The following is a 25328-nucleotide window of genomic DNA, read 5'->3' on the forward strand; positions in this document are numbered from 1 at the left end:
GGATCAATCCCGGCACAACTGTCATAGTCGCTAATCCGCACTAACCATCGGATGACTTAGAACTGTCATAATCGCCGGATCGGCGTACCGCCCTTGCATTTTTTACAAGGCGTTAAGCCCGGTTGCATTGGATGCGGCCGGGCCAAAACGGCTGTTTGCGTTGCAGGGAATGTCATGATTGCCGCCAAAAAAGCACCCGGAAAATTCAACATCGAAATGTTCGATGACGTCCCCGTCCTGCAGCGCAAGTGGCACGCGGGGCTGAGGCCCGGCGAAAGGCTGCCGCGCTATGAAGATGTGATGCTGGGCAGCCTCGGCAGGCTGGCGGATCATATCGTCCTGCTCAAGGACAACAATGAAACGCTCGAAGTATCGCGGACTGGCCGCTTCATTCAGAAATGGCTCGAAGACGATCGCTGGGACATTCCCTTGAGCGCGCTGTCGCCTGATTGCGCCACCGCGCTCGGCGAGGCCGCCGCCAGCGCGCTGCGGAACAGCCGCCCGTATCCCACCGTCGCGCATCGCGTGCGCGATGGCCTGGTCCAGACCTACGATATTCTGGCGCTGCCGACATTTTCACGATGGGGCGGCACGCTGATCGGCGTCTATGTCAACGAGCGGGCCCCGCAGTATAATCTGCTGGACGCGATTTTTTCCACCACCGACGAGGGTGTGCTGTCGCTCGCGACGATACGCGATGCCGCCGGGCAGCCGTTCGACTTTCAGATCGTCCATCACAACCAGGGCGCATCGCGGCTCCTCAAACTGCCGTCGACCGAATTGCAGTGGCGCCGGCTCAGCGCCGGAGGCAATCTGCTGTGCCTGCCTGAGGTGACCGAGCGATTGCTCGGTGTGATCAACAGCGGCAGCCGCGATCAGTTCGAAGTCGACAGCGACGACCGTAACCTGAGATTGGGCGTGACGGCGTTCGGCGACATCCTTTCGCTGACGGTTTCGGACGTCACGGCCCTGAAGCGGCGCGAAGCTTCGTTTCGCCTGCTGTTCGACAACAACCCGATGCCGATGTGGGTGTTCGATGCCGAGACGACCGGTTTTCTGAGCGTCAACGACGCGGCGGTGCAGCATTATGGATACAGCCGCGCGATGTTTCTGCGCATGAAGCTTCGGGAGATATGGCCGGAGGACGAATGGGTGCCCCATAACCAGGCCCTGCAGCAGGTCGGCGACGTCTATCATTCCGGCCGCAACTGGCGCCATCTCAAGGCCGACGGCAGCGAGATCGAGGTGCTGACGTTCGGGCGGCGCGTTGCCTTCGACGGCCGCGACGGCTTTCTCGTCGCCGTCGTCGACATCACCGAACGGCGCAAGGCCGAGGCCCGGATTGCCCATATGGCCCACCACGACGGCCTGACGAATTTGCCGAACCGGGAGCTTTATCAAGACCGCCTCAAACAGGCACTCGAGCAGAGCCAGCCCGGCAACAAGCGGGTGGCGGTGCTGTGCGTCGATCTCGACCTGTTCAAGAACGTCAACGATTCGTTCGGGCATCCGATGGGCGATCGGCTGTTGAAGGCAGTGGCTGACCGGCTGAGGTCGGAAGTTAGCGGCAACAATCTCGTTGCCCGGCTCGGCGGCGACGAGTTCGCGGTCGTGATGGCCTCCGATGTCTCGCCGAACGAGGCGAGCGATTATGCGGCCGGTCTGATCAAGACCTTGAGCGCCACCTACGACCTCGACGGCATCGATGTCGTGGTCGGCGCCAGCATCGGCATTGCGCTGTCGCCGGGCGATGGCGCCACGAGCGAGGAGTTGATGCGCAACGCCGACATGGCGCTGTACCGGGCGAAGTCGGACGGCGGCGGCGTGCATCGGTTCTTCGAGCGGGAGATGGACCGGCAGGCGCAAAAACGCCGCGACATGGAGCTCGACCTGCGCCGCGCTTACGCAAATGGCGAATTTGAACTGCACTATCAGCCACTGGTGAACCTCGCCGCCGACCGGATCAGCGGCTTTGAATCGCTGCTGCGCTGGCGGCATCCCGAAAAGGGCATGATCTCGCCGGCGGACTTCATCCCGGTCGCCGAGGACATCGGGCTGATCGTCTCGCTGGGCGAGTGGGTGTTGCGGGAGGCCTGCATCGAGGCCGCGAAATGGCCCGCGGACGTCAAGGTCGCCGTTAACCTGTCGCCGGTGCAGTTTCGCAGCCGCAACCTCGTTCAGGTGGTGGTCTCGGCATTGGCGCATTCCGGATTGTCGCCGCGGCGGCTCGAACTCGAGATCACCGAATCGCTTTTCCTGGCCGAGACCGAGGCCAATCTCGCGATCCTGCATCAGTTGCGCGAACTCGGCGTCAGTATTTCGATGGACGACTTCGGCACCGGATATTCAAGCCTCAGTTATCTCCGAAGCTTTCCGTTCGACAAGATCAAGATCGATCGCTCGTTCGTGAAAGACCTTGCGGAGCGCTCCGATTGCGTTGCGATCGTGCGGGCGATCTCCGGTCTCGGGCGCAGCCTGAACATCACCACGACGGCCGAAGGCGTGGAAACCATCGACCAGCTCGACTGGCTGCGTGCCGAAGGCTGCAACGAGGTGCAGGGCTTCCTGTTCAGTGCGGCGAGGCCCGCCGCCGAGATCGAAGCGCTGTTGTCGAAGTTTGGCCGCTGTGCATCGAAGGCGGCGTGATCACATCGTCATTGCCGGGCTTGGCCAGGCTTGGCCCGGCAATCCATCCAACAAGCCTTGTCGTATGGATGCCCGGATCAAGTCCGGGCACGACGATATCTCTAGAACCGCGTCACGATGTCGCCGAGCGCGGGCCGCGGGCGGTCTTCGCTCGGCTTGGTCGGCGTGCCGATATGAATGAGGCCGGCGAGCTTTTCGTCCGCCTTCAATCCGAGGCCGTCGAGCACGTCGCGATCGAAGGCGAACCAGCCGGTCAGCCAGCAGGCGCCGTAGCCGAGCGCGGTCGCCGCCGTGACGATGTTCATGGCGCTGGCGCCTGCCGACAATTCCTGCTCCCAGGGCGGCACCTTGGGATGCGGCTTGGTGAAGCTCACCACGCCGATCACCAGCGGAGCATCGGTGAGCCGGCGCTTCTCGACCTCGATCTCGGCTGCCGCCGCCGCCGGGTTCTTTCGCGCGAATACCTGCGCGATCACCTCGCCGGCGCGCGCCCGCGCATCGCCTTCGAACACGATGAAGCGCCACGGCGTCAGCTTGCCGTGGTCGGGCACCCGCGCGCCGATGGTGAGAATGGTGTCGAGTTCGGCAGGCGAGGGGCCGGGACCGCTCATTTCGCGCGGCTTCACCGAGCGGCGGATTTTCAACAGTTCAATGGCGTCAAGCATCGGGATTTCCGCTGTTTCGCAGGTTTGCAGCAGATATCTGCATCCGCGGGGCGATAGCAAGCCGAAGCTGTCTATCTGGACTCCAGACTGGCGTTCCCGGCCGGACCGCCGGGAGCTCAGGGATCATTGATCCCGGTCAAGGACCCCCTCGGAAATGCCCCTACCGTAATGTTACGGGACTTCTTGGGAAACCCTGTCGATGTCGGAATCGAAAAAGATCGATGAGAATGCAACCGCAGGTCATCCTGTCAGCGCGGTCAAGCTGCCGGCGGTTCTCACCGCCAGCATCGATGCCTGGGCCAGCGCGCATGCCGTCAATCGTTCCGAGGCCATTCGGCAGCTGGTCGAGTTGGGCCTGAAGGCGGAAGCGACGGCAACGGCGTCATGGCGTGAGACAAGCTTGGCGCTTGCCGTCGAAGAACTGGCCACAAGCCAGCTCGATCAATTCATCGATCCGGCCACGCCGCAGGAAGAACGCGACCGGCGCATTCACCGGCTGACGGAAGGACCGCCGGAATTCGTCGGTCTGCGCATCGATCTGCCGAAACGCGGAAACTGAAGGGCGAGGCCGCTCGGGAATCGATCGATCGCGGTTCGGTCTATTGCTTGCGCGCCGCCGGGGCAGGGGCCGCGGGCGGCGCCGGCACACAATTGATGCTGCCGATGGTATTGGGGCCGTACTGGACGAACCCGGTCGCCGTGGTCGGCGAATGCGGCGCCGAGATCGGCAGATAGAGATAGCAGATGGTGCCGTCGACGGGATCGCGCAGCCGCTGGATCACGGTGTCCTGCAAGGGACCTGCGAACTGGCGCTCCAGGGTCATCTTCGGCAGCTTTCCCCATTCGGCCGATTGCTGGAACTGCTGCTGAGGCGCCTGCGCGGGCGGTTGCTGCGCCAACGCGGCTTCGGGCCATGCGGCTGAGATCAATGCCGCAAGCCGGACGTATCGGATCATCATCGGGAGGCGAGGGGTTCGAAGCATTTTCAAGCTTCTAGCCCAGTCAGAATTCGACCGCCATACCCGCGCGTCCGATATGTTCGGCGCCGCCGCCGTTGGAATAACTGCCATAGAGCACGGTCGGCACCGCGAATCTCAGCCGGTGCGAAATGCCGATGCCGATGCCGGTCTCGCCGCGATAATAGCCGGCGTTGACCGCGACGGTGGTCTTGCCCGCCGCCGAAGGCATCAGCACCGGCGCCACCGCGACCGCGGCGACGATACCGCGTCGCGCCTCGCGCTGGTTGTCGGTGATCTGGTTCTGCAATCCGCCGATCTGCGACTGGAAGCCCGAAGCGATCGACTGCAGTTGCCCGACATTGACGGCGTCGGTCTGGCTGATGCCGGCGGCGACGTTGGTGAGCCGCCGCTCGTTTCCGGCGGAGCCGAACGACACCGTGTTGGCGACGGTGTTGGTGGAGCCTGAGCCGATCGCGACCGAATTCGCAGCCGTGGCCGAGGCGTTGGTCCCGAGGGCTGCGGAATTCGCGCCGGTTGCGATCGTGCCATCGCCAAAGGCGGCGCCGCCGTTCGACGCGGTGGCGGCCGCGCCGACCGCGACCGAGCCGGTAGCGAGAGCCCCGGTGCCGATCGCGATCGCATTGGCGCCGGTCGAGGCCGAATTCAGCCCCATCGCGATGGCGCCCGACTGCGTCGCCCGCGCATTGGTGCCGAATGCCAGCGCATCGGCGCCGCTGGCGTTCGATCCCGAGCCGATGGCCGCGGCGTTGGCTCCGGTCGCGGATGCGGCCGGTCCGGTGCCGTTGGCGCGAATGTAGTTCGATCCGGTTCCGCTGCCGCCGAGCCCCGCCACGACGGTGGAGAGATTTGCGATGTCGGACGTATTGGCGGCGACCTGCTGGTTGGTGGCATAGAGCTGGCTGCCGTTGACGGCGTCGGTGCTGGTCGACGTCACAGCGCCGTTCGCGACGCCGGTGACGGTGCGGTTGCCCGATGTGCCGGACACATCGACGGTGCTGCCGTCGGTGGCAGCGCCAACCGTGATGACGCGCGTCGTCGCGTTCTGCTGCACGATTCCGCTCGACGCGCTGACCTGCGTCTGCAGGCTGATCAGACTCACGCCATAGGCGGTCAGCCATGAATCCACCGCGCCGAAGGCGCTGCCGACATTGTTGTAGGCCGTTCCCTGGATCGTGTAGCTCGGGGCAACGAGCTGGCCGCTGCCGTCGAGCGTGGTGCCGAAGGCGGCGGCGACGCGCTGGTTGGCGGTGTAGAGCTGGCCGGCGGTGGCGGCGTCGCTCGAGCCCGACGCGATGGTGCCGTCGGCCACATTGACGATCCGGCGTTCGCTGCCGAGCGCGCCGACCGACACGGTGTTGGCGACATCGGCGAGCGAGCCCATGCCGAGCGCGACGGCATTGGCCGCCGTCGCGCTGGCGCTCGCCCCGAGCGCGAGGGCGTTGTTGGCCTGGGCGCTGGCGCTGATGCCCAGAGCGGTGGCGTTGGTGATGCCGCTCGCGCTGCTGCCCGCCAAAGCGCGCTGGCCGATCGCGGTGTTGCCGGCGTTGTTGAAGCCGTTGGCGTCGGTGCCGCCGGCCGCGGCGCGGTTGCCGATGGCGATGCTGCCGCTGCCGGCCGAATAAGCCGCCTGAGTCGCGTTCAGTCCGGCGCCGATCGCGATCGACTCCTGTCCGGTCGCGCGGCTGAAAAAGCCCATCGCCGTGCTGCGCAATCCCGATGAAGTTGCCTGCGAACCCAGCGCCACCGACGACCCCCCGGCGGCCGAACTCTGAAAACCTTATGCGCTGGCGCCAAGTCCGCTTGCAACAGCGGAGGCGCCGTAGGCCACGTTGCCGTATCCGGAAGCGAGGGCTTGATAGCCGGTCGCGACGGCAAGCGTCCCCAATGCTCCGGCCGTCCCCGTACCCGTGCCAATGGCGATGCTGTTGTTGCCCTGCGCAAGGCTTCCGAAGCCGAAGGCCAAACTTTGCAGGCCGGTCGCTGACGTCGACGCCCCGAAGGCCGAGCTTTGCAGGCCGCTGGCTGACGCCGACGCCCCGACAGCCGTTGCGTAGTCGCTGGTCGCCGAGGCGCCTGAACCGACGGCGACGTCTTGAATGCCGGTTGCCGCCGCATTCACGCCGCAGACCAGGTCCTGGACATCGTTGGCATCCGTCGTTCCTGACGCCGGGCCGAGCGTTCCAGTGCAAGTGAATGCGCGTGCAGGTTGTGGTCCCAGAAGGAACAGGGTTCCGGCTGTTATCGCGATGGCCGCTGAGAAACGTCGCACTCGGCTTGACGATCGGGCAGCAAATGCCCTTCCTTCGCGTCGGCAGAATGTCGTACACGTCGTCAATTCAGGTCCCCTTGTTCGGGCCGAACCTAGACGCCCTCGGTGCGCGGGCAACTGCAGAAATTTGGTCGTATCTCGCGAAATGTTGCAGCGCGCGATCGCAGACGTGGAGTAACATTGTGACGGCGTCTGTGGCGATGGATCTCCAGCCGAAGATTGCCGCTCTCCGGGCGCATCCTTCATTCCCGCAGGCCAGCCGCGCTTTGGCGATCGGACTCACCGGCTTCTATCGCGGCGGGCCGCTGCTGAACTGGCTGATGGACGATCGCGCACGCGTCGTGCTCAGCCATGTCGTGCTCCACAGCCACTTCGCGCGCGATCCCGCCGACCCGTCGTCCGGCCTGACGCCGACCCGCATGAAGGAACTCTGCAGTGAGTTCGATCTCTGCAGTCCGGGGCGGGCCACCGCGATGCTGTCGCTGATGCGTTTCGCGGGCTATCTCGCGCCCGATCCGGACGCAGACGATCGGCGCCGGCGGCCGCTGGTGGCGACACCCAAGCTGCTCGACCTGCTGCGCCCGCGCTGGCGCTCGCATTTCAGGAGCGGCGTTCCGGTGTTCCCCGATGGCGCTGTTCTGGCGGAACGCCTGGACGATCCGGCCTTCGTGCGGGCGTTTCTCGCCGCGATGTTCGGGCGCTACAAGGACGGCTTCCGGCTGATCATGTACACGCCGGGGCTCGGCCTGTTCGGCGACCGCAGCGCCGGCATGATGATCGCCTCGACCTTCCTGGCGGCGGGCGCCGAAAACGACACCGTGCCGCCGTCGCGGCCGTTCGCGATCTCGATCTCCGAGCTGTCGCGGCGGTTCGGCGTGTCGCGGGCCCATGTCGCCAAGATGCTGCGTGACGCCGCGCCCGACGGACTGATCATGCGCGCCGGCGACAAGGGCGAGGAGATCACGCTGACGCCGGTCCTGGCGGAGGCGCTGAGCGTGTTCTACGCCAACGCCTTCATCTTCTTCTTCGATAGCGCGCGCGAGGCGGCGGCCACGCTCGATGGGGACAATCGCAACATCGGCGAACGCAGGCAGCGTTCCGCCTGACGCCGCTCGGACGCCCGCGTAGAATCTCTACGCGACGATGCTTTTGCTGTTCGCTGACTGCGCGTGCGAGGCGATGCGGGCGGCCGGCTAAGGTTTTGCAGCGCGCAAGCTATCGCGGTTGCGTCTTGGCCGGCATCTTCGCCGCGCGGTTGAGCAGGTCGCGGCCAAGGTCTTCGAGAATCTCCCGCGTCGCCAGGAACAGGCTGTGGCCCTGTTCGGTTTCGATCGCCAGCGCCACCACATCAGGCCGATTGGGATCCGGGATCAGCTGGTAAGCCCGGATCGGAAATGCGGGAAGCTCTTGCTCTTCCGTCATCAGGTCCCGAGCCTGGCCCGCTTGACGTCCGGCGGAGTTGCTTCATCGACCAGCGCCGCCAGCGCCTCGTCGGTCGGCATCACCTTCTGCCCGTCGCTGCCGAGCCGCCGGATCGAAACCGAATGCGTCTCGGCTTCCTTCTTGCCGACCACCAGCAGCGCCGGGATTTTCGCCAGCGAATGTTCGCGGACCTTGTAGTTGATCTTCTCGTTGCGCAGGTCGATCTCGACGCGCAGGCCGGCGCGCCGCGCGGCGGCTGCGACCACCTTGGCGTATTCGTCGCCCTCCGAAGTGATCGTGGTGACGAGAACCTGCACCGGCGCCAGCCAGAGCGGGAAATTGCCTGCAAAATGCTCGATCAGGATGCCGATGAAGCGCTCCATCGAACCGCAGATCGCCCGATGCACCATCACCGGCGCTTTCTTCGAGCCGTCGGCATCGATGTAGAACGCGCCAAAACGCTCCGGCAGGTTGAAGTCGACCTGCGTGGTGCCGCATTGCCAGTCGCGGCCGATGGCGTCGCGCAGCACATATTCGAACTTCGGACCGTAGAACGCGCCCTCGCCGGGATTGATCGCGGTCTTGATGCGGCCGCCGGACTGCGCCTCGATCTCCGACAGCACGGTGGCCATCACGCGCTCGGCATGATCCCACATCTCGTCGGTGCCGACGCGCTTCTCCGGGCGGGTCGAGAGTTTCACCGTGAGATCGCCCTCGAAGCCGAAGTCGGCATAGGTCGACAGGATCAGATCGTTGATCTTGAGACACTCGTCGGCGAGCTGTTGTTCGGTGCAGAACACATGGGCGTCGTCCTGGGTGAACCCGCGCACGCGCATCAGGCCGTGCATTGCGCCGGACGGCTCGTAGCGATGCACCACGCCGAATTCGGCCAGCCGCAGCGGCAGATCGCGATAGCTCTTCAGGCCGTGCTTGAAGAGCTGCACATGGCCCGGACAGTTCATCGGCTTTAACGCAAACCAGCGCTTGTCCTCGGCCTCGTCGCCGGCCGATTGCGCCGCGAACATGTTCTCGCGGTACCAGTCCCAATGCCCCGAAGTTTCCCACAATACCTTGTCGAGGATCTGCGGCGCGTTGACCTCGCTGTAGTCGCCGGTCAGGCGGCGGCGCATATAGGCGATCAGGGCCTGGAAGATGGTCCAGCCCTTGGCGTGCCAGAACACCACGCCGGGGCCTTCCTCCTGGAAGTGAAACAGGTCGAGTTCGCGGCCGAGCTTGCGGTGGTCGCGCTTCTCGGCTTCCTCGATCTGCTTCAGATAGGCGTCGAGGTCTTCCTGCTTCGCGAACGCCGTGCCGTAGATGCGCGTCAGCATCGGATTGTTGGAGTCGCCGCGCCAATAGGCGCCCGCCACCTTCATCAGCTTGAAGGCGTTGCCGATCTTGCCGGTCGACGTCATGTGCGGGCCGCGGCACAGGTCGAACCAGTCGCCCTGCTTGTAGATCTTGATGGTCTGGTCGGCCGGGATCGCGTCGACCAGTTCGACCTTGAACATCTCGCCGTTGTCGCTGAACACCTGCTTGGTCTGCTCGCGCGTCCAGATTTCCTTGGTGAAGGGTTTGTCGCGCGCGATGATCTCGCGCATCTTCTTTTCAATCGCGGCAAAGTCTTCCGGCGTGAATGGCTCGTTGCGGAAGAAGTCGTAATAGAAGCCGTTCTCGATCACCGGGCCGATCGTGACCTGGGTGCCTGGCCACAGCGACTGTACCGCTTCGGCCAGCACGTGGGCGGCGTCGTGCCGGATCAGTTCCAGCGCGCGGGCGTCGTCGCGGGCGACGAATTCGATTTTGGCGTCATGATCGATCGGATCGGCGAGATCGGTCAGCACGCCGTCGAGCGCCATCGCCACCGTGCGCTTGGCCAGCGACGGCGAAATGCCCTTGGCGATGTCGAGGCCGGTGATGCTCTTGGGGAATTCGCGCCTGGCGCCGTCGGGGAAGGTGAGGGCGACTTTCGCTTGCGGCTCGGCGGGTTTCAGATTCGTGAGGCTGTATTTGAAGTCGGTCATGGCGGTCTCCTGATGCTCACTCCTGCGAACGAGCGCAGGTAAGCGGGAAGCAGCGGTATAGCAGGCGATTCGGGCGGCGCAATCAGGGCCTGCCAAGAAAATGGGCGCTTGGCAAAGCAGGGGGCAGCGGGCAAAGTCCTGTCCGGGCCGGATCAGACCGACCGCCCAGCTTGAAACTTACGTTGCCTTGCCTCAACGCAAAACCGAAGTGAAGTGACATGAGAAAATTGCTCGCGCTCGTCCTGGTGCTTTGTTCAGGCGCCGCCATCGCGCAAGACAAGCCGGCGCCGACCGTCGGCGGCAAGCCGCTGGTCCAGATCAAGTCGAAGGACGCGGCGCCAAAGGCGAAACCCCAATCGGTTGCCGTGAGGATGCAAGCCTGTCTTGAAATCGATGACGAAACCAAGGAGCGGCTGAATTGCTACGATGCAATCTTCCCGCCCAAGCCGAAGGCCAGGGTACCCGCCCCGAAAAGTGTCACGGACTGCACCTTCTTCAAGGAAGAAGACGGGCGGCTGAAATGCTTTAACGGTTTCGCCGAGAAACTCCCGAAGCCCCCGAAGTAACCGGAATCGGGGGCTTCAGTCGCCGATCCGCGTCAGGATCGCCTTGAAGGCGATGCCGGGCAGTTGCAGGGCAAAGCCCTCGAAGTCGACCATGTCGCCGTGTTCGGCTCCCTTCAGCGTCAGCGTGATCATGTCGGTTCCGAACAGCGGCTTGAAGCCGGGGTCGGGATTGTGGCGCAGGGTCGAGATCTTGACGTGGATTTCCTCGCCCTTGCGGATGTAATTCCCGGTAAAGGCAAAGCCGGAATTGCCGCCGCGGAGTTTGCCGCTGGTGGCGTAAAGCACGCCGTTGCCGGTGCCATGAACGGTATGAAATTCAACCTTGTAAAGGCCTTCCTGCAATTGTTTTCCCCTGCAGTTGTGCATTCTTACTCCTGCACCCTAGGCCCGGGGCATGGGCCGAACAATGCCGCAGGCCGCAAATGGCGCGGCCATCAACATCCCATTTTTCGATTGGCGGTATGATGACGATGGAGGCCGCCGGGATCAGCGGTCCGCGTGTGAGGGCGAGTTTGTCGCCACCCGCGTCAGCGCGGGCGTTGCCGCCATCTTGACCAGCACGTCCTTCACCGGATTTTCGGTCCAGGCGCGCGTGACGTAATCGCGATGGGTCACGCCTTCGGGCGTCTCGAGGAAAACCACGCTGCCGGGCCGCAACGGCCCGCCCATATCATCCGATATGGCGATGCCCTTCTCCTTCAGCATGGCCATCAGCTCATGCTCGTGCCGCCGGGTGGAGCGGGTATAGGCGCTGACGAAGAAGCCGGACCGGTTGCTCACGATCCAGGACGCAAACTTGTCCAGTTCGCCATAGACCGCGTCGAGCAGGAATACGCCGCGCACGCGGTTGCCGAGACCGCCGACCTCGAGGCTCCAGGCCGCCGGCATGAAGCCGCCGCTGTAGCCGACGATGACGATCGGCATGTTGGCGAAAGCCCCGGCCGCGCGCGGATCGCCGTAGAGACGGGCCAGATGATCGGCCGACTCGTTGACGAAACGCTTCAGTCCGCCGGGTTGCCAGAACTTGCCGGCGCTGGAATCGGCGGCGTCGACCGCAAGTTGCGGCGCCAGCAGCACCGCGTTGACGCCGGACTCCGAAATCTGCTGCGGCACCAGTTGGCGGTCGCGCACGTCGCGTTCCAGCGTCGCGCCGTTGCCGTGGAAGAACACCACGATGACGCCGGGTTTGCGGACATCGAAGTTTTCGGGGACGTGCATCAGCACGCGGTTGTCGTTGTAGGTCTGGTCCTGCCAGTAGACCCGGCCGCCGTAACTGCGGTGGCCGCGGCGGTCACCCTTGGAAATGTTCAGGAACGGCTCGTCGGTGCGCGGGTTGGTGCCGAGATAGGGAAACGCCGAGGATTTCAGGCCAACCAGCATGGTCTGGTCCTCGCGCGGCGGACGCTGGTACGGCACCGTCGGCGCCAGCGACGCCACGCGATAGGGAGCGGGCGTGGACTGCGCGGTGCGCCCGCCCGCTGCTGCCGCAGGAGACTGCCGGGGCGCCAAACTCTCGCTCGTGGTCGGGAAGCGTTCCTTGAAGGTCGGCGCCGGAAACCGGTCCTCGAACGTATCGCCCGACGAGGCGTGCGCATTGGCGGCCAGCATTCCCGCGCTCGGCGCCTTGCCGCATTGAACCAGCACGAATGACAGCGGCACAAACGCGGAGAGGAGGGCGATCCAGCGCCATCGATGCGGACCGGTGCGATGCTGCGACGGGGTCGGTCGCCCCGCATCTTGCGGCGCGCCCGGTGAAATCATCCGGTCCGTGCGATCATGCTGCTGGAATTTCGGATTCGCCCCGACCATCCACCCACTTGCCCCAATATCCGCCTGAAATCGGCGTATGCCAGCTCGCGTTGAGGTGACGTTAAGCTTCCGGGAAAACTCCCCACTCCCGGAGCGCCCTAAAGAACACGAAATCGTGTCGCGATTGTGGGGCAGTCACTTGCTTTTCGTTGCGCCGCGGGGCCCTCAAAGACCTCCGCGGTATTTTAGTACCGAATGATGTCCCGATTTAAATCATTGTTAACACTGCTTGAACTGACGGGGGCCAGCCTGCACGATGAATACAAGCAAAGACGCGGCGCCCGAGGCGTGGACCGACATGGCGGCATCAGAGACGGGAAGCGCGGCATGGCCTGGCCGGCTCCCCGGCAGCGGTTCGACCGTATCGGTCCTTGTGGCCACCGCGATTGTGGTGGCCGACATGGTTGGCGTCGGCGTGTTCACCAGCCTCGGCTTCCAGGTCAAGGACATCCCGTCGGGCTTTTCGATCCTGCTGCTGTGGGCGATCGGCGGCATCGTCGCGCTGTGCGGGGTGTTTTCCTACAGCGAACTCGGCGCGATGTTTCCGCGCTCCAGCGGTGAATACAACTTCCTGACCCGGGCGTTTCACCCGGCATTCGGATTTCTCGCCGGCTGGGTGTCGGCGACGGTCGGTTTCGCCGCACCGGTGGCGCTCGCCGCGATGGCCTTCGGCGAATACGGCAAGTCAGTGCTCCCCGATGCGCCGCCGCTGGCGCTCGCCATCGGCGTGGTCTGGCTGGTGTCGCTGGTGCAACTCGGCGGAGTCAAGCACTCCAGCACCTTTCAGCTGATCGCGACCATCCTGAAAGTGGTGCTCATCGTTGCCTTCCTGCTGGCGGGATTTGTCATCGCCACCCCGCAACCGGTCACGTTTACGCCCTCGGTCTCCGACCTCGGCCATGTCACCAGCGCGCCGTTCGCGATCGGTCTGGTGTTCGTGATGTATTCGTTTTCGGGGTGGAACGCCGCGACCTACATCATCGGCGAGATGCGCGCCCCGGAGCAGAACCTGCCGCGCGCGATGCTGGCGGGGACGCTGATCGTGCTGGTGCTGTATGTCGCTCTCAACGCGGTGTTCCTGCACAGCGCGCCGATCGACAAACTGGCCGGGCAACTCGATGTCGCCCGCATCTCCGGCAGCTATATCTTCGGTGAGATCGGCGGCCGCATCGTCGGCGCGATGATCTGCATCGGGCTGATATCTTCGATCAGCGCGATGATGTGGATCGGCCCGCGCGTGATGATGACCATGGGCGAGGACATTCCGGCGTTGCGGATATTCTCCCGCAAGTCGAGCAGCGGCGCGCCGGCTTACGCCATTCTGTTCCAGCTCGCGGTGGCGAGCCTGATGCTGTTCACCCGCAGCTTCGAGAAGGTGCTCGACTTCATCCAGTTCAGCCTGCTGTTCTGCTCGTTCTTCACCGTGCTCGGCGTCATCAAGCTGCGCATCACGCGGCCCGATTTGCCGCGGCCCTATCGGGCCTGGGGATACCCGGTTACGCCTGTGGTTTTCCTGCTCGTGACCGGTTTCATGATGTACTATCTTGCGACCGAGCGCCCGTTGCAGTCGTTCCTGGGTACTTTGATCATGATCTCCGGCCTGTTGATCTATGCCGTTTTCCGCAAGCGGGCCGATCGGGCCCCCGCATCCCCGGGCCGCGAATAGACATGTTTCAATCCCTGAAAATCGCCGCTGCCGCTGCAGCCATGTTTTTCGCGGCGTCGATGCCGCTGTATGCTGCCGATACCGCGACCGCCGATGACACCGCGCGTTTCCTCGCCGGCATGCCGCCGTCGGCCGGTTCGCCGCTGATGCCGCTGACCAAGGACCCTTCGTGGCAGCGGCACGCCAAATTCTTCGATACCGCGTTCGGACAGCTCGAGCAGCGCCAGCTTTCGAAGATACACAGCTGGGCCGAAACCAATCTGGCGGCGCCACGGCCGACCATGTTCTACATGTTCAGCGGTCCGGACTTCCTTTACGCAAACGCGTTCTATTCGAAGGCCTCGACCTATGTGCTGAGCGCGCTGGAGCCGGTCGGCTCGGTGCCCGATCTCACGCGATTGCCGCATGGCGGGATCGGCGCTGCGCTCTACAGCGTCGAGCGGTCGCTGGGTTCGATCCTGAGTTTCAGCTTCTTCATCACCAAGCAGATGAAGACCGATCTGCATGCCGGGCAGCTCAGCGGCACCTTGCCGATCCTCTACGTCTTCCTGGCGCGCTCGGGAAAGACCATTCGCGACGTCAGTCCGATCGCGCTCGACGACAAGGGAGCGGCGTATTTCGCCAACGAGAATCCGGGCCCGAATGCGACGCGGGGCGTCCGGATCATCTTCGCCGGCAGCGACGGCGCGGAAAAGACGCTGTATTATTTCTCGACCGATCTTTCGAACAGCGGCGTCAAGGCGAGCGGCTTTCTGAAATTCTGCGCCACGCTCGCGCCCGGCAACAGCCTGATCAAGAGCGCGTCGTATCTCTTGCACTCCGGCAACTTCACCACCGTCCGCGAATTCATCCTCGCCAACAGCGCCACCATCATCCAGGACGATTCCGGCGTGCCGCTGGCGTATTACGATCCGAAGAAATGGCGGTTCTTCCCGTTCGGCCGCTATCTCGGTCCGATCGGCGAATTTCCGGGAAGGCACCAGCAGTCCTATGCCGAATTGTTCCGGCGGGCGCAGCCGATGGATTTCGGCATCGGTTATCGCTGGCGCACCCATGAATCGAACCTGCTGCTGTCGGTGAAAGTGCCGTCGGACGGTTCGGCTCCGGTCGAGTCGACGTCATCGACGGAACCGCCGCGGCCGGCGCCACGCGCCAGGCGGGTGCCGCGTCCGCCGCGGGACGTCGGCGAGCCGCCGCGCGGTTTCCGCTGGTTCTCGCGCTAGCGCCGCCCCGGCAGACCCCTACGGCGCGTTGACGCCGCGCCAGCGGCCGAACCGCCACGGCAGGTACCATCGCGCGCCGGGCGGCGTGGTCTGCGGCACGTTGTCGATCCCCGAAGTGCCCCAGGGCTGGCAGCGCAACAGCCGCGCCAGCGTCATCCAGCCTCCGCCCCATAGTCCGAAGCGTTCGATCGCCTCGTCGGCGTAGACCGAACAGGTCGGCAGATGGCGGCAGTTGTAACCGACCAGCGGCGACAGCGTGTGCCGGTAGATCCAGATCAGCGCGCGGCCGAGATTGCGCGGCAGGCGCTGAACCGTTCCGGCGCAGGCCGAACAATCCGCTGAATGCTTCATGGGCGATTGGCTCATCGTTGAGCGATGGTTTGCTCGGTTCCCTTGCATGGAACCCGCACCGCATATCTCCGGATATGCAATTGAGTCACATACGTCAAAATACCGCACCTGTTCGGTGGCGGTGCAGCAAAAGTTAATAGACGCTTCCGTGACGTGAGGTTACCTTTTTCATGACGCTGGCGTGACAGGCACGCCCGGCGTTGAACTGGGGCCGTTACCACCGTCCGGCAAGGGGCTTGGGGAAGGAACCAAATTGAGGCTCGTGAAGTCGCTTCGATCCGGCGGCTGGGCGCTCATCTGCGCCGCCGCACTTTGCATCATATTGCCTGCCATGATGGCCGGTGATGGCGGCCGGGCACATGCCGGCGTCACCCTCGAAGAACGCAAGCTGCCGATGAAGTTCAACTGGGTCGCCTGCCAGCCGGATTGCCGGGGCTGGGTCAGCGCCGTCGGCATCGTGACTGCCGACAGCCCCAAGGATTTCGACGACTTCGCGCTCGGACGGCAACTCGGCGGCGCCACCATCGTGCTGGATTCCAGCGGCGGCTCGGTCAATGATTCCATCGCGCTTGGGCGGCGCTGGCGCAGCCTCGGCATGCTGACGACGGTCGGCACCAGCATCCAGAACCGCAGCGCACAGGGCGAGCGCGCGAGCGTTGCGCCCGAAGCCTATTGCGAGTCGATGTGCGTGTTCCTGCTGCTATCCGGCAAGGCGCGTTATGTGCCGGAAGCAGCGCATGTCAGGGTGCATCAGATCTGGATGGGCGACCGCGCCGACGACGCCAGGGCCGCGAGCTACAGCGCGCAGGATCTGATGATCGTGGAACGCGATATCGGACGTCTCGCCAAATACACCTTCGACATGGGCGGTACGGGCGATCTGTTGTCGCTGTCGCTGAGCGTGCCGCCGTGGGAAGACCTGCACGAGCTGTCGCGGGCAGAATTGCGGCTGACCAACCTCGTCACCACGGATGCGGTCGCCGCGGTGCTGCCTCAGATGGATGGCTCCGCCGTGCCGATGGCCGAGGTGACGGCAAAACCTGTGCAGGATCGTTTCGTGAGCAGCGCGATCGACGAGGAAGCCCATCCGCAACCGGCGAAGTCGACCAAGACCGCGGAGGCCATGGTGCCGACCGGCGGCGTCGCGGCGACGGTTCCGGTTCAGAAGTAGCGGCAAATCCAGAACAACCGTCATTCCGGGGCGCGCAAAGCGCGAACCCGGAATCCAGAAATGATAGCAGCGAGATTCCCCGATGTGCAATTGCACATCTGAGGTCTGCGCCTGCGGCGCATCCCGGAATGACGAAGCGAATTCAGCCCTGCGCCGCGGCCGGCTGTTTCGCCTTCGACTCGATCTGGCCGATCGCATCGACCACGGCATCGAAGGTCAGCATCGTCGAGGCGTGCCGCGCCTTGTAGTCGCGCACCGGCTCGAGCAGCGCGATATCGGCCCACTTGCCCTCCGGCGGCCTGCCGTTTTCCTTCAGCATCCTGCGAACGGTCTCGCGTAACTCGCGCAATTCATTGGCGGTTGAGCCGACGACGTGACTTGCCATGATGGATGAAGAGGCCTGCCCAAGCGCACAGGCCTTCACGTCATGGGCGAAGTCGGTGACGACAGGGCCTTCCATCTTGAGGTCGATCTTGACGGTGGAGCCGCACAGCTTGGAATGCGCCGTGGCGCTGGCGTCGGGGTCGGGGAGGCGTCCGAGCCGGGGTATATTGCCGGCCAGTTCAATGATGCGCTTGTTGTAGATGTCGTTCAGCATAGAATCGGCGCCTCGGGCTTCCCGGCCGGCCGCCCTTGGCGGCAGCGGACCGTGGTCCTATATATGGCTGGAAACGGCGGAAATACAGTCCGGCCGTTTCCCCAGGCGGGACCGAAATAGAAGCCAATTCGGCGCAGGGGTGTTAGAATTGTGAGATTCAGGCGTCCGGCGGCAAGCCCGCCCCGTCTGCCGGTGACACTCCGGTCTCACCCAAGGACCGGTCGAACGGAGCTGACATGGACGCATTGATCAAATCCCTCCGCCCGGGCAAGCCTTCCGACATCAAGCCCGACCCGAAACTCGCGGATACGAAGCTTGCCGAGGCCCGTCCGGCCGAACTCGACCCATCCGAGTTTCTGGCTGCGGCGGTCCGCGCCGACCAGCCGCGCCCGTCGCGCGCCGAGGCGGAGGCGGCGGTGCAGACCCTGCTCGGCTATATCGGCGAAAATCCCGACCGCGAGGGCCTGATCGATACGCCGCGCCGCGTGGTCGAGGCCTTCGACGAGCTCTATCAGGGCTACCACCAGTGTCCGGCCGAGGTGCTCGACCGCACCTTCGGCGAGACCGCGGGCTATGACGACTTCGTGCTGATCCGCGACATTGAATTCACCTCGCAGTGCGAACATCACATGATGCCGTTCTACGGCAAGGCGCATATCGCCTATACGCCGGTCGAGCGGGTGGTGGGATTGTCGAAGCTGGCCCGACTCACCGACATCTTCGCGCGCCGCCTGCAGACCCAGGAGCATCTGACCGCCCAGATCGCAGCCGCGATCGACGAAGTCTTGAAGCCGCGCGGCGTTGCAGTGGTGATCGAGGCGGAGCATACCTGCATGTCGGTGCGCGGCGTCGCCAAGCATGGCGCGATGACCTTCACCAGCCGCTATACCGGCATGTTCCGCGACAATCCGGCGGAACAGGCGCGTTTCCTGTCCATGGTGCGAGGGGCACAGCGCTGACCCTCGCTTTATGAGTTCGCGAGGACTGCCCGTGTCCACATCTGCAGATATCAATGACCGCGAAGAGGGGCTGGCATTCCAGCCCAAATTCGACGCGTCGGGACTTGTCACCTGTGTCGCGACTGATGCTGCGACCGGCGAGGTGCTGATGGTCGCGCATATGAACGACGAAGCCTTGCGCAGGACTATAGATACCGGGGAAGCCTGGTACTTCAGCCGCTCGCGCAATGCCTTATGGCGAAAAGGTGAGACTTCAGGTCATACCCAGCGGGTGCTCGAGATGCGCACCGACTGCGACCAGGACGCGGTCTGGATCCGGGTCGAGCAGACCGGCGCGGCCTGTCACACCGGACGGTGCTCCTGCTTCTATCGCAAGGTCGACGGAGACGCGGGCGGGGCGCGGCTGTCGTTCGTGGATGCGGACAAACAGTTCGATCCGAAGGCGGTTTACCGGAAGTGACGTGAGCACTGTCATTCCGGGGCGCGCCAACGGGTCCGCGCAAAGCGCGGCCCGATGACGGGCTCCGCGCGAACCTCAGATGTGCTATTGCACATCGGGGAATCTCGTTCAGCAATCTCCAGATTCCGGGTCCACGCGAAAACGCGTGTCCCGGAATGACGAAGCGGGCAGACCGGAACTTCTTAACCCGCCGTTAACCATAATCGCCCCAGTGTGACAGCGGCATGAGCGCCATTTGGGCGCTCGACAGGCCCAGCGGTCGTTTCGCCAGGAGCGGGGCACCTACAGATGTCGGTCGACGCTTCAATCGCCACGGCAACGGCAGGCATCGATCCTTCGCGCGCGCGGATCGCCGGCACGATCAGGCAGGCCGCCGATACCACCGGCACCAGCTTCGAATACATGCTCGCCACCGCGAAGATGGAATCCAACTTCAATCCGAAGGCCGCCGCCTCGACCTCGTCGGCGCGCGGGCTCTATCAATTCATCGACCAGACCTGGCTCGGCACCGTGAAGGAAGCCGGCAGCCAGCTCGGCTACGGCAAATATGCCGACGCCATCTCCCGCTCGCCCTCGGGCAGCTATTATGTCAGCGACCCCGCCGCGCGGACCGCGATCATGAAGCTGCGCGACGATCCCACGGCGGCCTCCGCAATGGCGGGCGTGCTGACCCAGTCCAACAGCTTCAAGCTCACCGGAAAGATCGGCCGCCGCCCGACCGACGGCGAACTCTATATGGCGCATTTCATGGGCGTCGGCGGCGCCGCCAAGCTGATCTCGAACGCCGAGGACAATCCGAACGCGTCTGCGGCACGGCTGTTTCCCAATGCCGCCGCCGCCAACCGGCCGATCTTCTACGACCGGGCAGGGCGCGCGCGCAGCGTCTCCGAAGTCTATTCGGTGCTGAACTCGCGCTACGCCAGCGCCGCCAATTCCCCGGCGACGCGCACCGCGATGGCCGCGGCCGGCGGTGAGACGCCGAGGCGGGTCACGCTCGCCGCCGCAACCCCCGCCACAACGTCGATCGACAACGCCGCCTATCTCTCGAGCTTTCCGGACTCGCGCGCGGTGACGCCGGCGGCAACCGCGCCGCAGCCGGCGCTGCAGACCGCATCGCTGCCGCAGACCGAACCGATTTTCCGTTCGCTGTTTCAGGCCGGTGAGCGTTCGCTGCCGGTCTCGCCGGCAGTTCAGGAATTGTGGGGCAACTCCTCGTCGCTGACTTCGGTTGCCTCAGCAACTTCGGTTGCTTCAGCAACTTCGGTGGCGAGCGCGACGCTGGCGCAGAAGCCCGAGATCCGCGCGCCGCGGCCGCTTGATCTCTTTAGCGATCGCGCCGGCACGTTCAGCAGCTAAATCGTCACGGTACGGATGCGCATTAGCGCCGTCTCCGGACGATGCTTCGCATCGCCGGGAGAACCAGAGGCCGCGGATATCCGGCCGCGCACCCTTAACAAAACGTCAATAAAACCAGCCATTTATGGTGAACCCTTTGTTAAGCGTCATGGTTTATTTTTCCTTGTAGTGGCATCGCGTCACGGTGTCGTTTCGGGTTGCGTAGGCCGGCAGGGTCATGATCGTTCGGCAGTTTATTGGTTGGATACGTACCGCTCCGGCAGGCGAGCGGGCAGAGGCAACGCGGTCGTTGGCGCGGGCCTGGCTGATTTCGGATTTGTCCGAGGACGATCGCGCCGCCGCCGAAGGCGCGCTGCTGATGTTGCTCGACGATCCATCCCCGCTGGTGCGCCAGGCCATGGCCGAGGTCTTTGCGCGCAGCTCGGAAGCGCCCGCCGCCATCGTGCAGGCGCTCTCGCTCGACCAGCCGTCGGTCGCACTTCCGGTGCTCGAACATTCACCGCTTCTGATCGACGCCGATCTCGTCGACATCATCGCGACCGGTAATGGCGAAATGCAATGCGCGATCGCGCGCCGCATCAATCTGCCGGCCTCGGTCTGCGCCGCGATCGCCGAAGTGGGCTCCGCCGCGGCCGCGCTCGAGCTGATCGAGAATCCCTATGCGGAACTGGCGCCGTTTTCCTGGGATCGTATCGTCGAACGTCACGGCCATCTCGCCGCGATTCGGGAATCGATGCTGGTGCTGGAGGACTTGCCGGCGGCAACGAGGGTCGCTCTGGTCGCCAAGCTGTCGGATACGCTGGCGCAGTTCGTCGTCGCCCGCAACTGGCTCTCCGCCGACCGGGCGGGGCGGATCGCCAGCGAGGCGCGCGATCGATCCACCGTCAATATCGCGGCGCGCTCGCGCGGCGACGACATGCGCGGCCTGGTGCAGCACTTGCGCGCCACCGGCCAACTGACCGCCGGGTTGATCCTGCGCGCGCTGTTGTCGGGCAATGTCGACCTGTTCGATTCAGCGCTTTCGGAATTGTCCGGGCTGCCGCAGGCGCGCGTTTCCGCGCTGCTGCACGACCGCGGCGGCGCCAGCCTGCAAGCGCTGCTGGTCCGCGCCGGGCTGCCGCCATCCACATTCGCAGCGTTCCGGGTGGCGCTGGAAGTCTGTCAGGAAACCGGATTTGTCGATACCGTCGGCGGCGCTGCAAGGCTGCGGCGGCGCATGGTCGAGCGCGTGCTGACCCATTGCGAGACCGATCCATTGGCCGCCGAACCGCTGTTGATCCTGCTGCGCCGCTTTGCCACGGAGTCGGCACGGGAAGAAGCCCGCCTGTTCTGCGACGAACTGGTCGCGGACGAGGCGATTGCGCCTGTGCATCACGAGCTGATCGCGGCGTAGCCGCATCACACTCGATGTCGTCCCTGCGCACGCACTATTGCATGCACACATCTCGAAAACCGAATCTAGAACAGGGACTTAGATACCCCCCTGTTTTGGACCGATCTCGGGCTGGGTTGCGCGGGGATCATTGAAAAGACTCGCACTTTTCTCGGATGCGGCGAGCCGACCAAAAGATGTGTGCATGCAATAGTGCGCACGCAGGGACCCATATGTGGACGGCCCCCGTGCCACAAGAGTTTTTTGAGGTCTGATCGGATCGCTTGCATCCATATGTCCGGCCTGTTGGTGCGGTCGCTTGGACCGCTGGCCAAGATGGCTTCCGCGACGCGAGTTCCAAACAACCACACGACCTGTCTTGGGCCAATGGGTCCCACGGATTGTCTCGCACCTCGGATCGATCGATCCTACCATCTGCTCCTCTTGCAGCTCCGGCTCAGCCGATAAGACGAACTTACCGGCTGATCTCTTAGGCGGCTGACGCCGATGCCTCAGACATCCGCGCGCCGTCGTAATTATCCCCCGTAACCATCAGTTTCCAGGCGATGCGGGCAATCTTGTTGGCGAGCGCCACCGCCGCGAGTTTTGGCGGCTTGCGCTTGAGCAAAGCGATCAGCCAGGGCGATGGATGGCCACGGCCGTACTTCGCCTGCTGAATCACGGCGGTCGCTCCTGCCACCAGCACGCTGCGCAACCTCTCATCGCCGGCACGGGTGATCTTGCCGAGCCGGGTTTTGCCGGCAGTGGAGTGGTCTTTCGGGGTCAGTCCGAGCCAGGCCGCAAAATGCCGGCCCGAGGAGAAGGCACGCGGATCAGGCGTCTTCATCACCAGCGCCGTGGCGCCGATCGGCCCGACTCCTGGAATCTTCGCCAAGCGCCGGCTATCGGCATTGCCGCGGTGCCAGGCCCTCAGCCTGGCTTCGATTGCCTTCAACTCTCCCTGCAACTGCGCGTACTCGCGGCCCTGGACCGCAAACGACTCGCGCGCCAGCGCCGGCACGCTGTCATCTTGCGCGATGCCAGCTAAAAGCGGTTCGATCTTGTCGAGGCCCTTGGCCACCGCAAGGCCGAACTCTGCCGCATAGCCCCGGATCATATTGCTGAGCTGGGTGCGACGGGCGACCATCTGCTCGCGGAGACCTGCCAGCATCAAAGCTGCCTGCTGCTCGGCCGTCTTCACTGGCACAAACCGCATCGTCGGTCGGCCCATCGCTTCACACAGCCCCTCGGCATCTCGCCCGTCGTTCTTGTTCCGCCTGACGTAAGGCTTCACGTGTTGCGGCGCGATCAGCTTCACCTCGTGGCCGAGCTTGCCAAGCTCGCGCGCCCAATAATGCGCCGCACCGCAGGCCTCGATCCCGATCACGGTCGGCGGCTGCTTGGTAAAAAATGCCACCATTTGCGCCCGGCCGAGCCGCCTGCGCAACACCGGCCGTTCGGTCGCATCAACCCCATGCAGCTGGAAAATATGCTTCGACGTATCCATGCCAATTCGGATAATCTGTTCCACGGACGGCTCCTTTGTCTGAGATTTGCAACAACCTCATTCTGGCACAACTGATGCCGTAGGGGGCCGTCCACCCCATCAACCACCAGCGCTCATTGTTGAAGAAGGTATCTACTCCATCGCTCCACGGACAAGCCGCGGCGTATGGGTCCCTGCGTGCGTGCGCAGGGACGACAACACTCACTCCGCCGGAGCGATGCTCGGGGCGAGGATGGCTTCGAGATGCTCGGGCCGATTGCGATTGGCATGGGTGAGAAATACATCCGCGATGCCGCGGAGTTGCTTGCTCAGCTCGCTCGCCATGGCGGCGGTGTCGAGCTTGGTGCGTTCGCGCACGATGGCCTGGATGGCGTTGATGTGATGCGCGATCAGGTTGGACGGCACTTGGTCGAGATCGGGCGCGTGCTCGATGATCCGGCACAGGCTTTCGGCGGCGGCGCTGGCAGACGGAAATCCGAAAGTGGCGGCGTCGCCCTTGATGTCATGGGCGGCGCGAAACAGTTCGTCGCGCGTCTCATTGGTAAAGCCGTTCCTCAAGATGACGGCGTGAGCGGCCGACAGGCGGTCGGCCTCGATCGCCATCCAGTTCTTGAATTCGCCGGACAGCCCGGCAAGCGCCTTTTCGGCGCGCGCGACGGGATCGTCGAGATCCTTTTCGGCGACTCGCCGCAACACCTTGCGCAAGGGGTTGGGCTGGGTGATGACGTGATGGTCGGCGAAGGTTGCGACCTGCACGTCGGATTTGCCTTTGGCCATGATGGGTTCCTTGGCGCGATGCGCTAAACGGTGGACCGGGCCTTGTCGAGCAGCGAGGGCTGCTGCATCACTTCGACCTCGCCGCCGATGCGGCGCTCGGGACCGATATAGGCGGTGTTGGTATTGCGGCGGCGGTCGGGGCCGAAATAGGTCTTGGTCTTGATGAACGGCCGCGGATTGGCGACGACGTTCAGGATGCGCTGATAAAGCCCCTTGGCCGAGATCGGCTTGGCGAGAAATTCGGTCACGCCGGCGTCGCGCGCCACGGTGACGCGCCGCTTCTCGGAATGACCGGTCAGCATGATGATGGGGGCGTAAGGATTACCCTTCGATTCCGGTTGCCGGATCATCTGGGCGAGTTCGAGACCGTCGAAGATCGGCATCGACCAGTCGGTGATGACGATGTCGGGGACATAGTGGCTGTACATCTCGAGCGCGGTGGCGCCGTCCTCGGACTCGTAGACCTCGCGCGCGCCGAACGAATGCAGCAGCGTCCGCAGGATGCGCCGCATATGCGGATTGTCGTCGCAAACGAGAAATCGCAGCTTGTTGAAATCGATGCGAAACATGGCGTGGCCCTGAGGAGATACCTGCCGGAAACGGTATATACCCGGCGTTAACCATATCGCGGGGCCGGTTAACGAATGGTTGCGATCCCGGCGCGGCGTCGCTCCGGGGCAGGAGCTCAATAGTTGAACTGCTCGCTCAGAATGCGCTCTTCCAGGCTGTGGCCGGGGTCGAACAGCATCCGCATCGAGATGGTCTTGTCGGACCGCACCTCGACCCGGCGGACGTCGCGCGCCTCGTCGTGGTCGGCCACCGCCGCCACCGGGCGCTTGTCGCCCTCGAGCACCTCGATGACGACATAGGCGGTGTTGGGCAGCAGCGCGCCGCGCCAGCGCCGCGGCCGGAACGGGCTGATCGGGGTCAGCGCCAAAAGCGGGGCGTTGATCGGCAGGATCGGCCCCTGTGCCGAGAGATTGTAGGCGGTGGATCCGGCCGGCGTCGCCACCATGACACCGTCGGCGATCAGTTCCGGCATGCGCTCGCGTTCGTCGATCAGGATTCGCAGGCGCGCCGCCTGATGAGTCTGGCGAAACAGGGAGACTTCGTTGATGGCGTGATGCAGATGCACCACTCCATGCACGTCGGTGGCGCGCATCAACAGCGGATGAATCAGGTTCTCGCGTGCCGCGGCGAGACGCGCATGCAGGTCGTTGGTGCTGAACTCGTTCATCAGAAAGCCGACGGTGCCGCGATGCATGCCGTAGATCGGCTTGCCCGAACGCATGTGCCGGTGCAGCGTCTGCAGCATCAATCCGTCGCCGCCGAGCGCCACCACGATGTCGGCTTCCTCAGGATCGTGATTGCCGTACAGCTCAACCAGCTGCGCCAGCGCCGCTTGCGCCTCCACGCCAGCGCTCGCGACGAAGGCGATCCGGTCATATCGCTTGGGGCTGTTCATGGGACGGCTGGCTCATCTCGGCGCCGGTGGGAGCAGGGGGCG

25 protein-coding genes are annotated in these 25328 nt (G+C 64.3%); 11 read left to right on the forward strand and 14 right to left on the reverse strand.

What is annotated here, in order from left to right; all coding sequences use genetic code 11:
- Nucleotides 1-174: 174 nt before the first annotated feature.
- Nucleotides 175-2646, forward strand: coding sequence for a putative bifunctional diguanylate cyclase/phosphodiesterase (locus KMZ29_RS11440; RefSeq protein ID WP_215623766.1), 2472 nt, complete (start codon nt 175-177; stop codon nt 2644-2646).
- Nucleotides 2647-2747: 101 nt separating this feature from the next.
- On the opposite strand, the gene KMZ29_RS11445 is transcribed toward KMZ29_RS11440, so the two are convergent.
- Entirely contained in the window at nt 2748-3311 is a 564-nt protein-coding gene (locus KMZ29_RS11445) for a nitroreductase family protein (protein WP_215623767.1), read from the reverse strand.
- A gap of 199 nt (nt 3312-3510) precedes the next feature.
- Between KMZ29_RS11445 and KMZ29_RS11450 the strand changes: the two genes are divergently transcribed.
- On the forward strand, nt 3511-3870 hold the full coding sequence (locus KMZ29_RS11450) for a hypothetical protein (RefSeq protein WP_215623768.1): 360 nt from the start codon (nt 3511-3513) through the stop codon (nt 3868-3870).
- Between the two features lie 40 nt (nt 3871-3910).
- Here KMZ29_RS11450 and KMZ29_RS11455 read toward each other — a convergent pair whose 3' ends face one another.
- From KMZ29_RS11455 to KMZ29_RS11465, 3 genes are read right to left on the reverse strand one after another with little or no spacing between them, the layout of a single operon-like run.
- Nucleotides 3911-4294 (reverse strand): hypothetical protein, encoded by a 384-nt coding sequence (locus KMZ29_RS11455; RefSeq protein WP_215623769.1) that lies wholly within the window; start codon nt 4292-4294, stop codon nt 3911-3913.
- A gap of 19 nt (nt 4295-4313) precedes the next feature.
- The gene (locus tag KMZ29_RS11460) at nt 4314-6035 is read right to left on the reverse strand and encodes a YadA family autotransporter adhesin (RefSeq protein WP_215623770.1); all 1722 of its coding nucleotides are present in this window, start codon (nt 6033-6035) and stop codon (nt 4314-4316) included.
- A gap of 33 nt (nt 6036-6068) precedes the next feature.
- Nucleotides 6069-6410: a hypothetical protein gene (locus KMZ29_RS11465; protein ID WP_215623771.1), complete on the reverse strand. Its 342-nt coding sequence runs from the start codon at nt 6408-6410 to the stop codon at nt 6069-6071.
- 332 nt (nt 6411-6742) lie between these two features.
- On the opposite strand from KMZ29_RS11465, the gene KMZ29_RS11470 reads away from it, so the two are divergent.
- Complete coding sequence (locus tag KMZ29_RS11470) at nt 6743-7666, forward strand: helix-turn-helix domain-containing protein (protein WP_215623772.1); 924 nt, start codon at nt 6743-6745, stop codon at nt 7664-7666.
- A gap of 109 nt (nt 7667-7775) precedes the next feature.
- On the opposite strand, the gene KMZ29_RS11475 is transcribed toward KMZ29_RS11470, so the two are convergent.
- On the reverse strand, nt 7776-7982 hold the full coding sequence (locus tag KMZ29_RS11475; RefSeq protein WP_215623773.1) for a hypothetical protein: 207 nt from the start codon (nt 7980-7982) through the stop codon (nt 7776-7778).
- Nucleotides 7982-10006: a threonine--tRNA ligase gene (thrS, locus tag KMZ29_RS11480; protein WP_215623774.1), complete on the reverse strand. Its 2025-nt coding sequence runs from the start codon at nt 10004-10006 to the stop codon at nt 7982-7984. Before thrS ends, KMZ29_RS11475 begins: the two co-directional genes overlap by 1 nt.
- A gap of 218 nt (nt 10007-10224) precedes the next feature.
- Between thrS and KMZ29_RS11485 the strand changes: the two genes are divergently transcribed.
- Nucleotides 10225-10572 (forward strand): hypothetical protein, encoded by a 348-nt coding sequence (locus tag KMZ29_RS11485; RefSeq protein WP_215623775.1) that lies wholly within the window; start codon nt 10225-10227, stop codon nt 10570-10572.
- Nucleotides 10573-10587: 15 nt separating this feature from the next.
- Here the strand turns inward: KMZ29_RS11485 and KMZ29_RS11490 are convergent, their stop codons facing one another.
- Both KMZ29_RS11490 and KMZ29_RS11495 read right to left on the reverse strand, forming a co-directional pair.
- Complete coding sequence (locus KMZ29_RS11490; protein ID WP_215623776.1) at nt 10588-10914, reverse strand: GrlR family regulatory protein; 327 nt, start codon at nt 10912-10914, stop codon at nt 10588-10590.
- A gap of 144 nt (nt 10915-11058) precedes the next feature.
- Nucleotides 11059-12381: an alpha/beta hydrolase gene (locus KMZ29_RS11495; protein ID WP_369810099.1), complete on the reverse strand. Its 1323-nt coding sequence runs from the start codon at nt 12379-12381 to the stop codon at nt 11059-11061.
- A gap of 298 nt (nt 12382-12679) precedes the next feature.
- Here KMZ29_RS11495 and KMZ29_RS11500 point away from each other — a divergent pair, with 298 nt between their 5' ends.
- Together KMZ29_RS11500 and KMZ29_RS11505 are read left to right on the forward strand one after the other, a co-directional pair.
- Entirely contained in the window at nt 12680-14047 is a 1368-nt protein-coding gene (locus KMZ29_RS11500) for an APC family permease (protein WP_215624236.1), read from the forward strand.
- Nucleotides 14048-14049: 2 nt separating this feature from the next.
- A complete protein-coding gene (locus KMZ29_RS11505; RefSeq protein ID WP_215623777.1) occupies nt 14050-15270 on the forward strand; it encodes a hypothetical protein in 1221 nt (406 codons plus the stop codon).
- Nucleotides 15271-15288: 18 nt separating this feature from the next.
- Here the strand turns inward: KMZ29_RS11505 and yidD are convergent, their stop codons facing one another.
- The gene (gene yidD / locus KMZ29_RS11510; RefSeq protein ID WP_215623778.1) at nt 15289-15621 is read right to left on the reverse strand and encodes a membrane protein insertion efficiency factor YidD; all 333 of its coding nucleotides are present in this window, start codon (nt 15619-15621) and stop codon (nt 15289-15291) included.
- Nucleotides 15622-15874: 253 nt separating this feature from the next.
- Here yidD and KMZ29_RS11515 point away from each other — a divergent pair, with 253 nt between their 5' ends.
- Nucleotides 15875-16792, forward strand: coding sequence for a COG3904 family protein (locus KMZ29_RS11515; protein ID WP_215623779.1), 918 nt, complete (start codon nt 15875-15877; stop codon nt 16790-16792).
- Between the two features lie 142 nt (nt 16793-16934).
- Here the strand turns inward: KMZ29_RS11515 and KMZ29_RS11520 are convergent, their stop codons facing one another.
- Complete coding sequence (locus KMZ29_RS11520; protein ID WP_215623780.1) at nt 16935-17390, reverse strand: iron-sulfur cluster assembly scaffold protein; 456 nt, start codon at nt 17388-17390, stop codon at nt 16935-16937.
- A 236-nt stretch (nt 17391-17626) separates the two neighbouring features.
- Here KMZ29_RS11520 and folE point away from each other — a divergent pair, with 236 nt between their 5' ends.
- The 4 genes from folE (at nt 17627) to KMZ29_RS11540 (ending at nt 21558) form a co-directional block, all read left to right on the forward strand.
- Entirely contained in the window at nt 17627-18349 is a 723-nt protein-coding gene (gene folE / locus KMZ29_RS11525) for a GTP cyclohydrolase I FolE (protein ID WP_215623781.1), read from the forward strand.
- Between the two features lie 10 nt (nt 18350-18359).
- Complete coding sequence (gene hisI / locus KMZ29_RS11530) at nt 18360-18809, forward strand: phosphoribosyl-AMP cyclohydrolase (RefSeq protein WP_215623782.1); 450 nt, start codon at nt 18360-18362, stop codon at nt 18807-18809.
- Between the two features lie 288 nt (nt 18810-19097).
- The gene (locus KMZ29_RS11535) at nt 19098-20165 is read left to right on the forward strand and encodes a transglycosylase SLT domain-containing protein (RefSeq protein ID WP_215623783.1); all 1068 of its coding nucleotides are present in this window, start codon (nt 19098-19100) and stop codon (nt 20163-20165) included.
- Nucleotides 20166-20382: 217 nt separating this feature from the next.
- The gene (locus tag KMZ29_RS11540) at nt 20383-21558 is read left to right on the forward strand and encodes a DUF2336 domain-containing protein (protein WP_215623784.1); all 1176 of its coding nucleotides are present in this window, start codon (nt 20383-20385) and stop codon (nt 21556-21558) included.
- Nucleotides 21559-22027: 469 nt separating this feature from the next.
- Here the strand turns inward: KMZ29_RS11540 and KMZ29_RS11545 are convergent, their stop codons facing one another.
- The 4 genes from KMZ29_RS11545 to KMZ29_RS11560 all read right to left on the reverse strand — a co-directional run bounded on the left by KMZ29_RS11545 (nt 22028) and on the right by KMZ29_RS11560 (nt 25286).
- Nucleotides 22028-23068, reverse strand: coding sequence for an IS110 family RNA-guided transposase (locus KMZ29_RS11545; RefSeq protein WP_215621526.1), 1041 nt, complete (start codon nt 23066-23068; stop codon nt 22028-22030).
- A 177-nt stretch (nt 23069-23245) separates the two neighbouring features.
- Entirely contained in the window at nt 23246-23821 is a 576-nt protein-coding gene (locus KMZ29_RS11550; protein WP_215623785.1) for an Hpt domain-containing protein, read from the reverse strand.
- Nucleotides 23822-23844: 23 nt separating this feature from the next.
- Nucleotides 23845-24390 (reverse strand): response regulator, encoded by a 546-nt coding sequence (locus tag KMZ29_RS11555; RefSeq protein WP_215606152.1) that lies wholly within the window; start codon nt 24388-24390, stop codon nt 23845-23847.
- Nucleotides 24391-24506: 116 nt separating this feature from the next.
- Nucleotides 24507-25286, reverse strand: a complete 780-nt coding sequence (locus tag KMZ29_RS11560; RefSeq protein WP_215623786.1) for an NAD kinase — start codon at nt 25284-25286, stop codon at nt 24507-24509.
- Between the last annotated feature and the right edge of the window lie 42 nt (nt 25287-25328).

The sequence above is a fragment of the Bradyrhizobium sediminis genome (assembly GCF_018736085.1).
Classification (GTDB): domain Bacteria; phylum Pseudomonadota; class Alphaproteobacteria; order Rhizobiales; family Xanthobacteraceae; genus Bradyrhizobium; species Bradyrhizobium sediminis.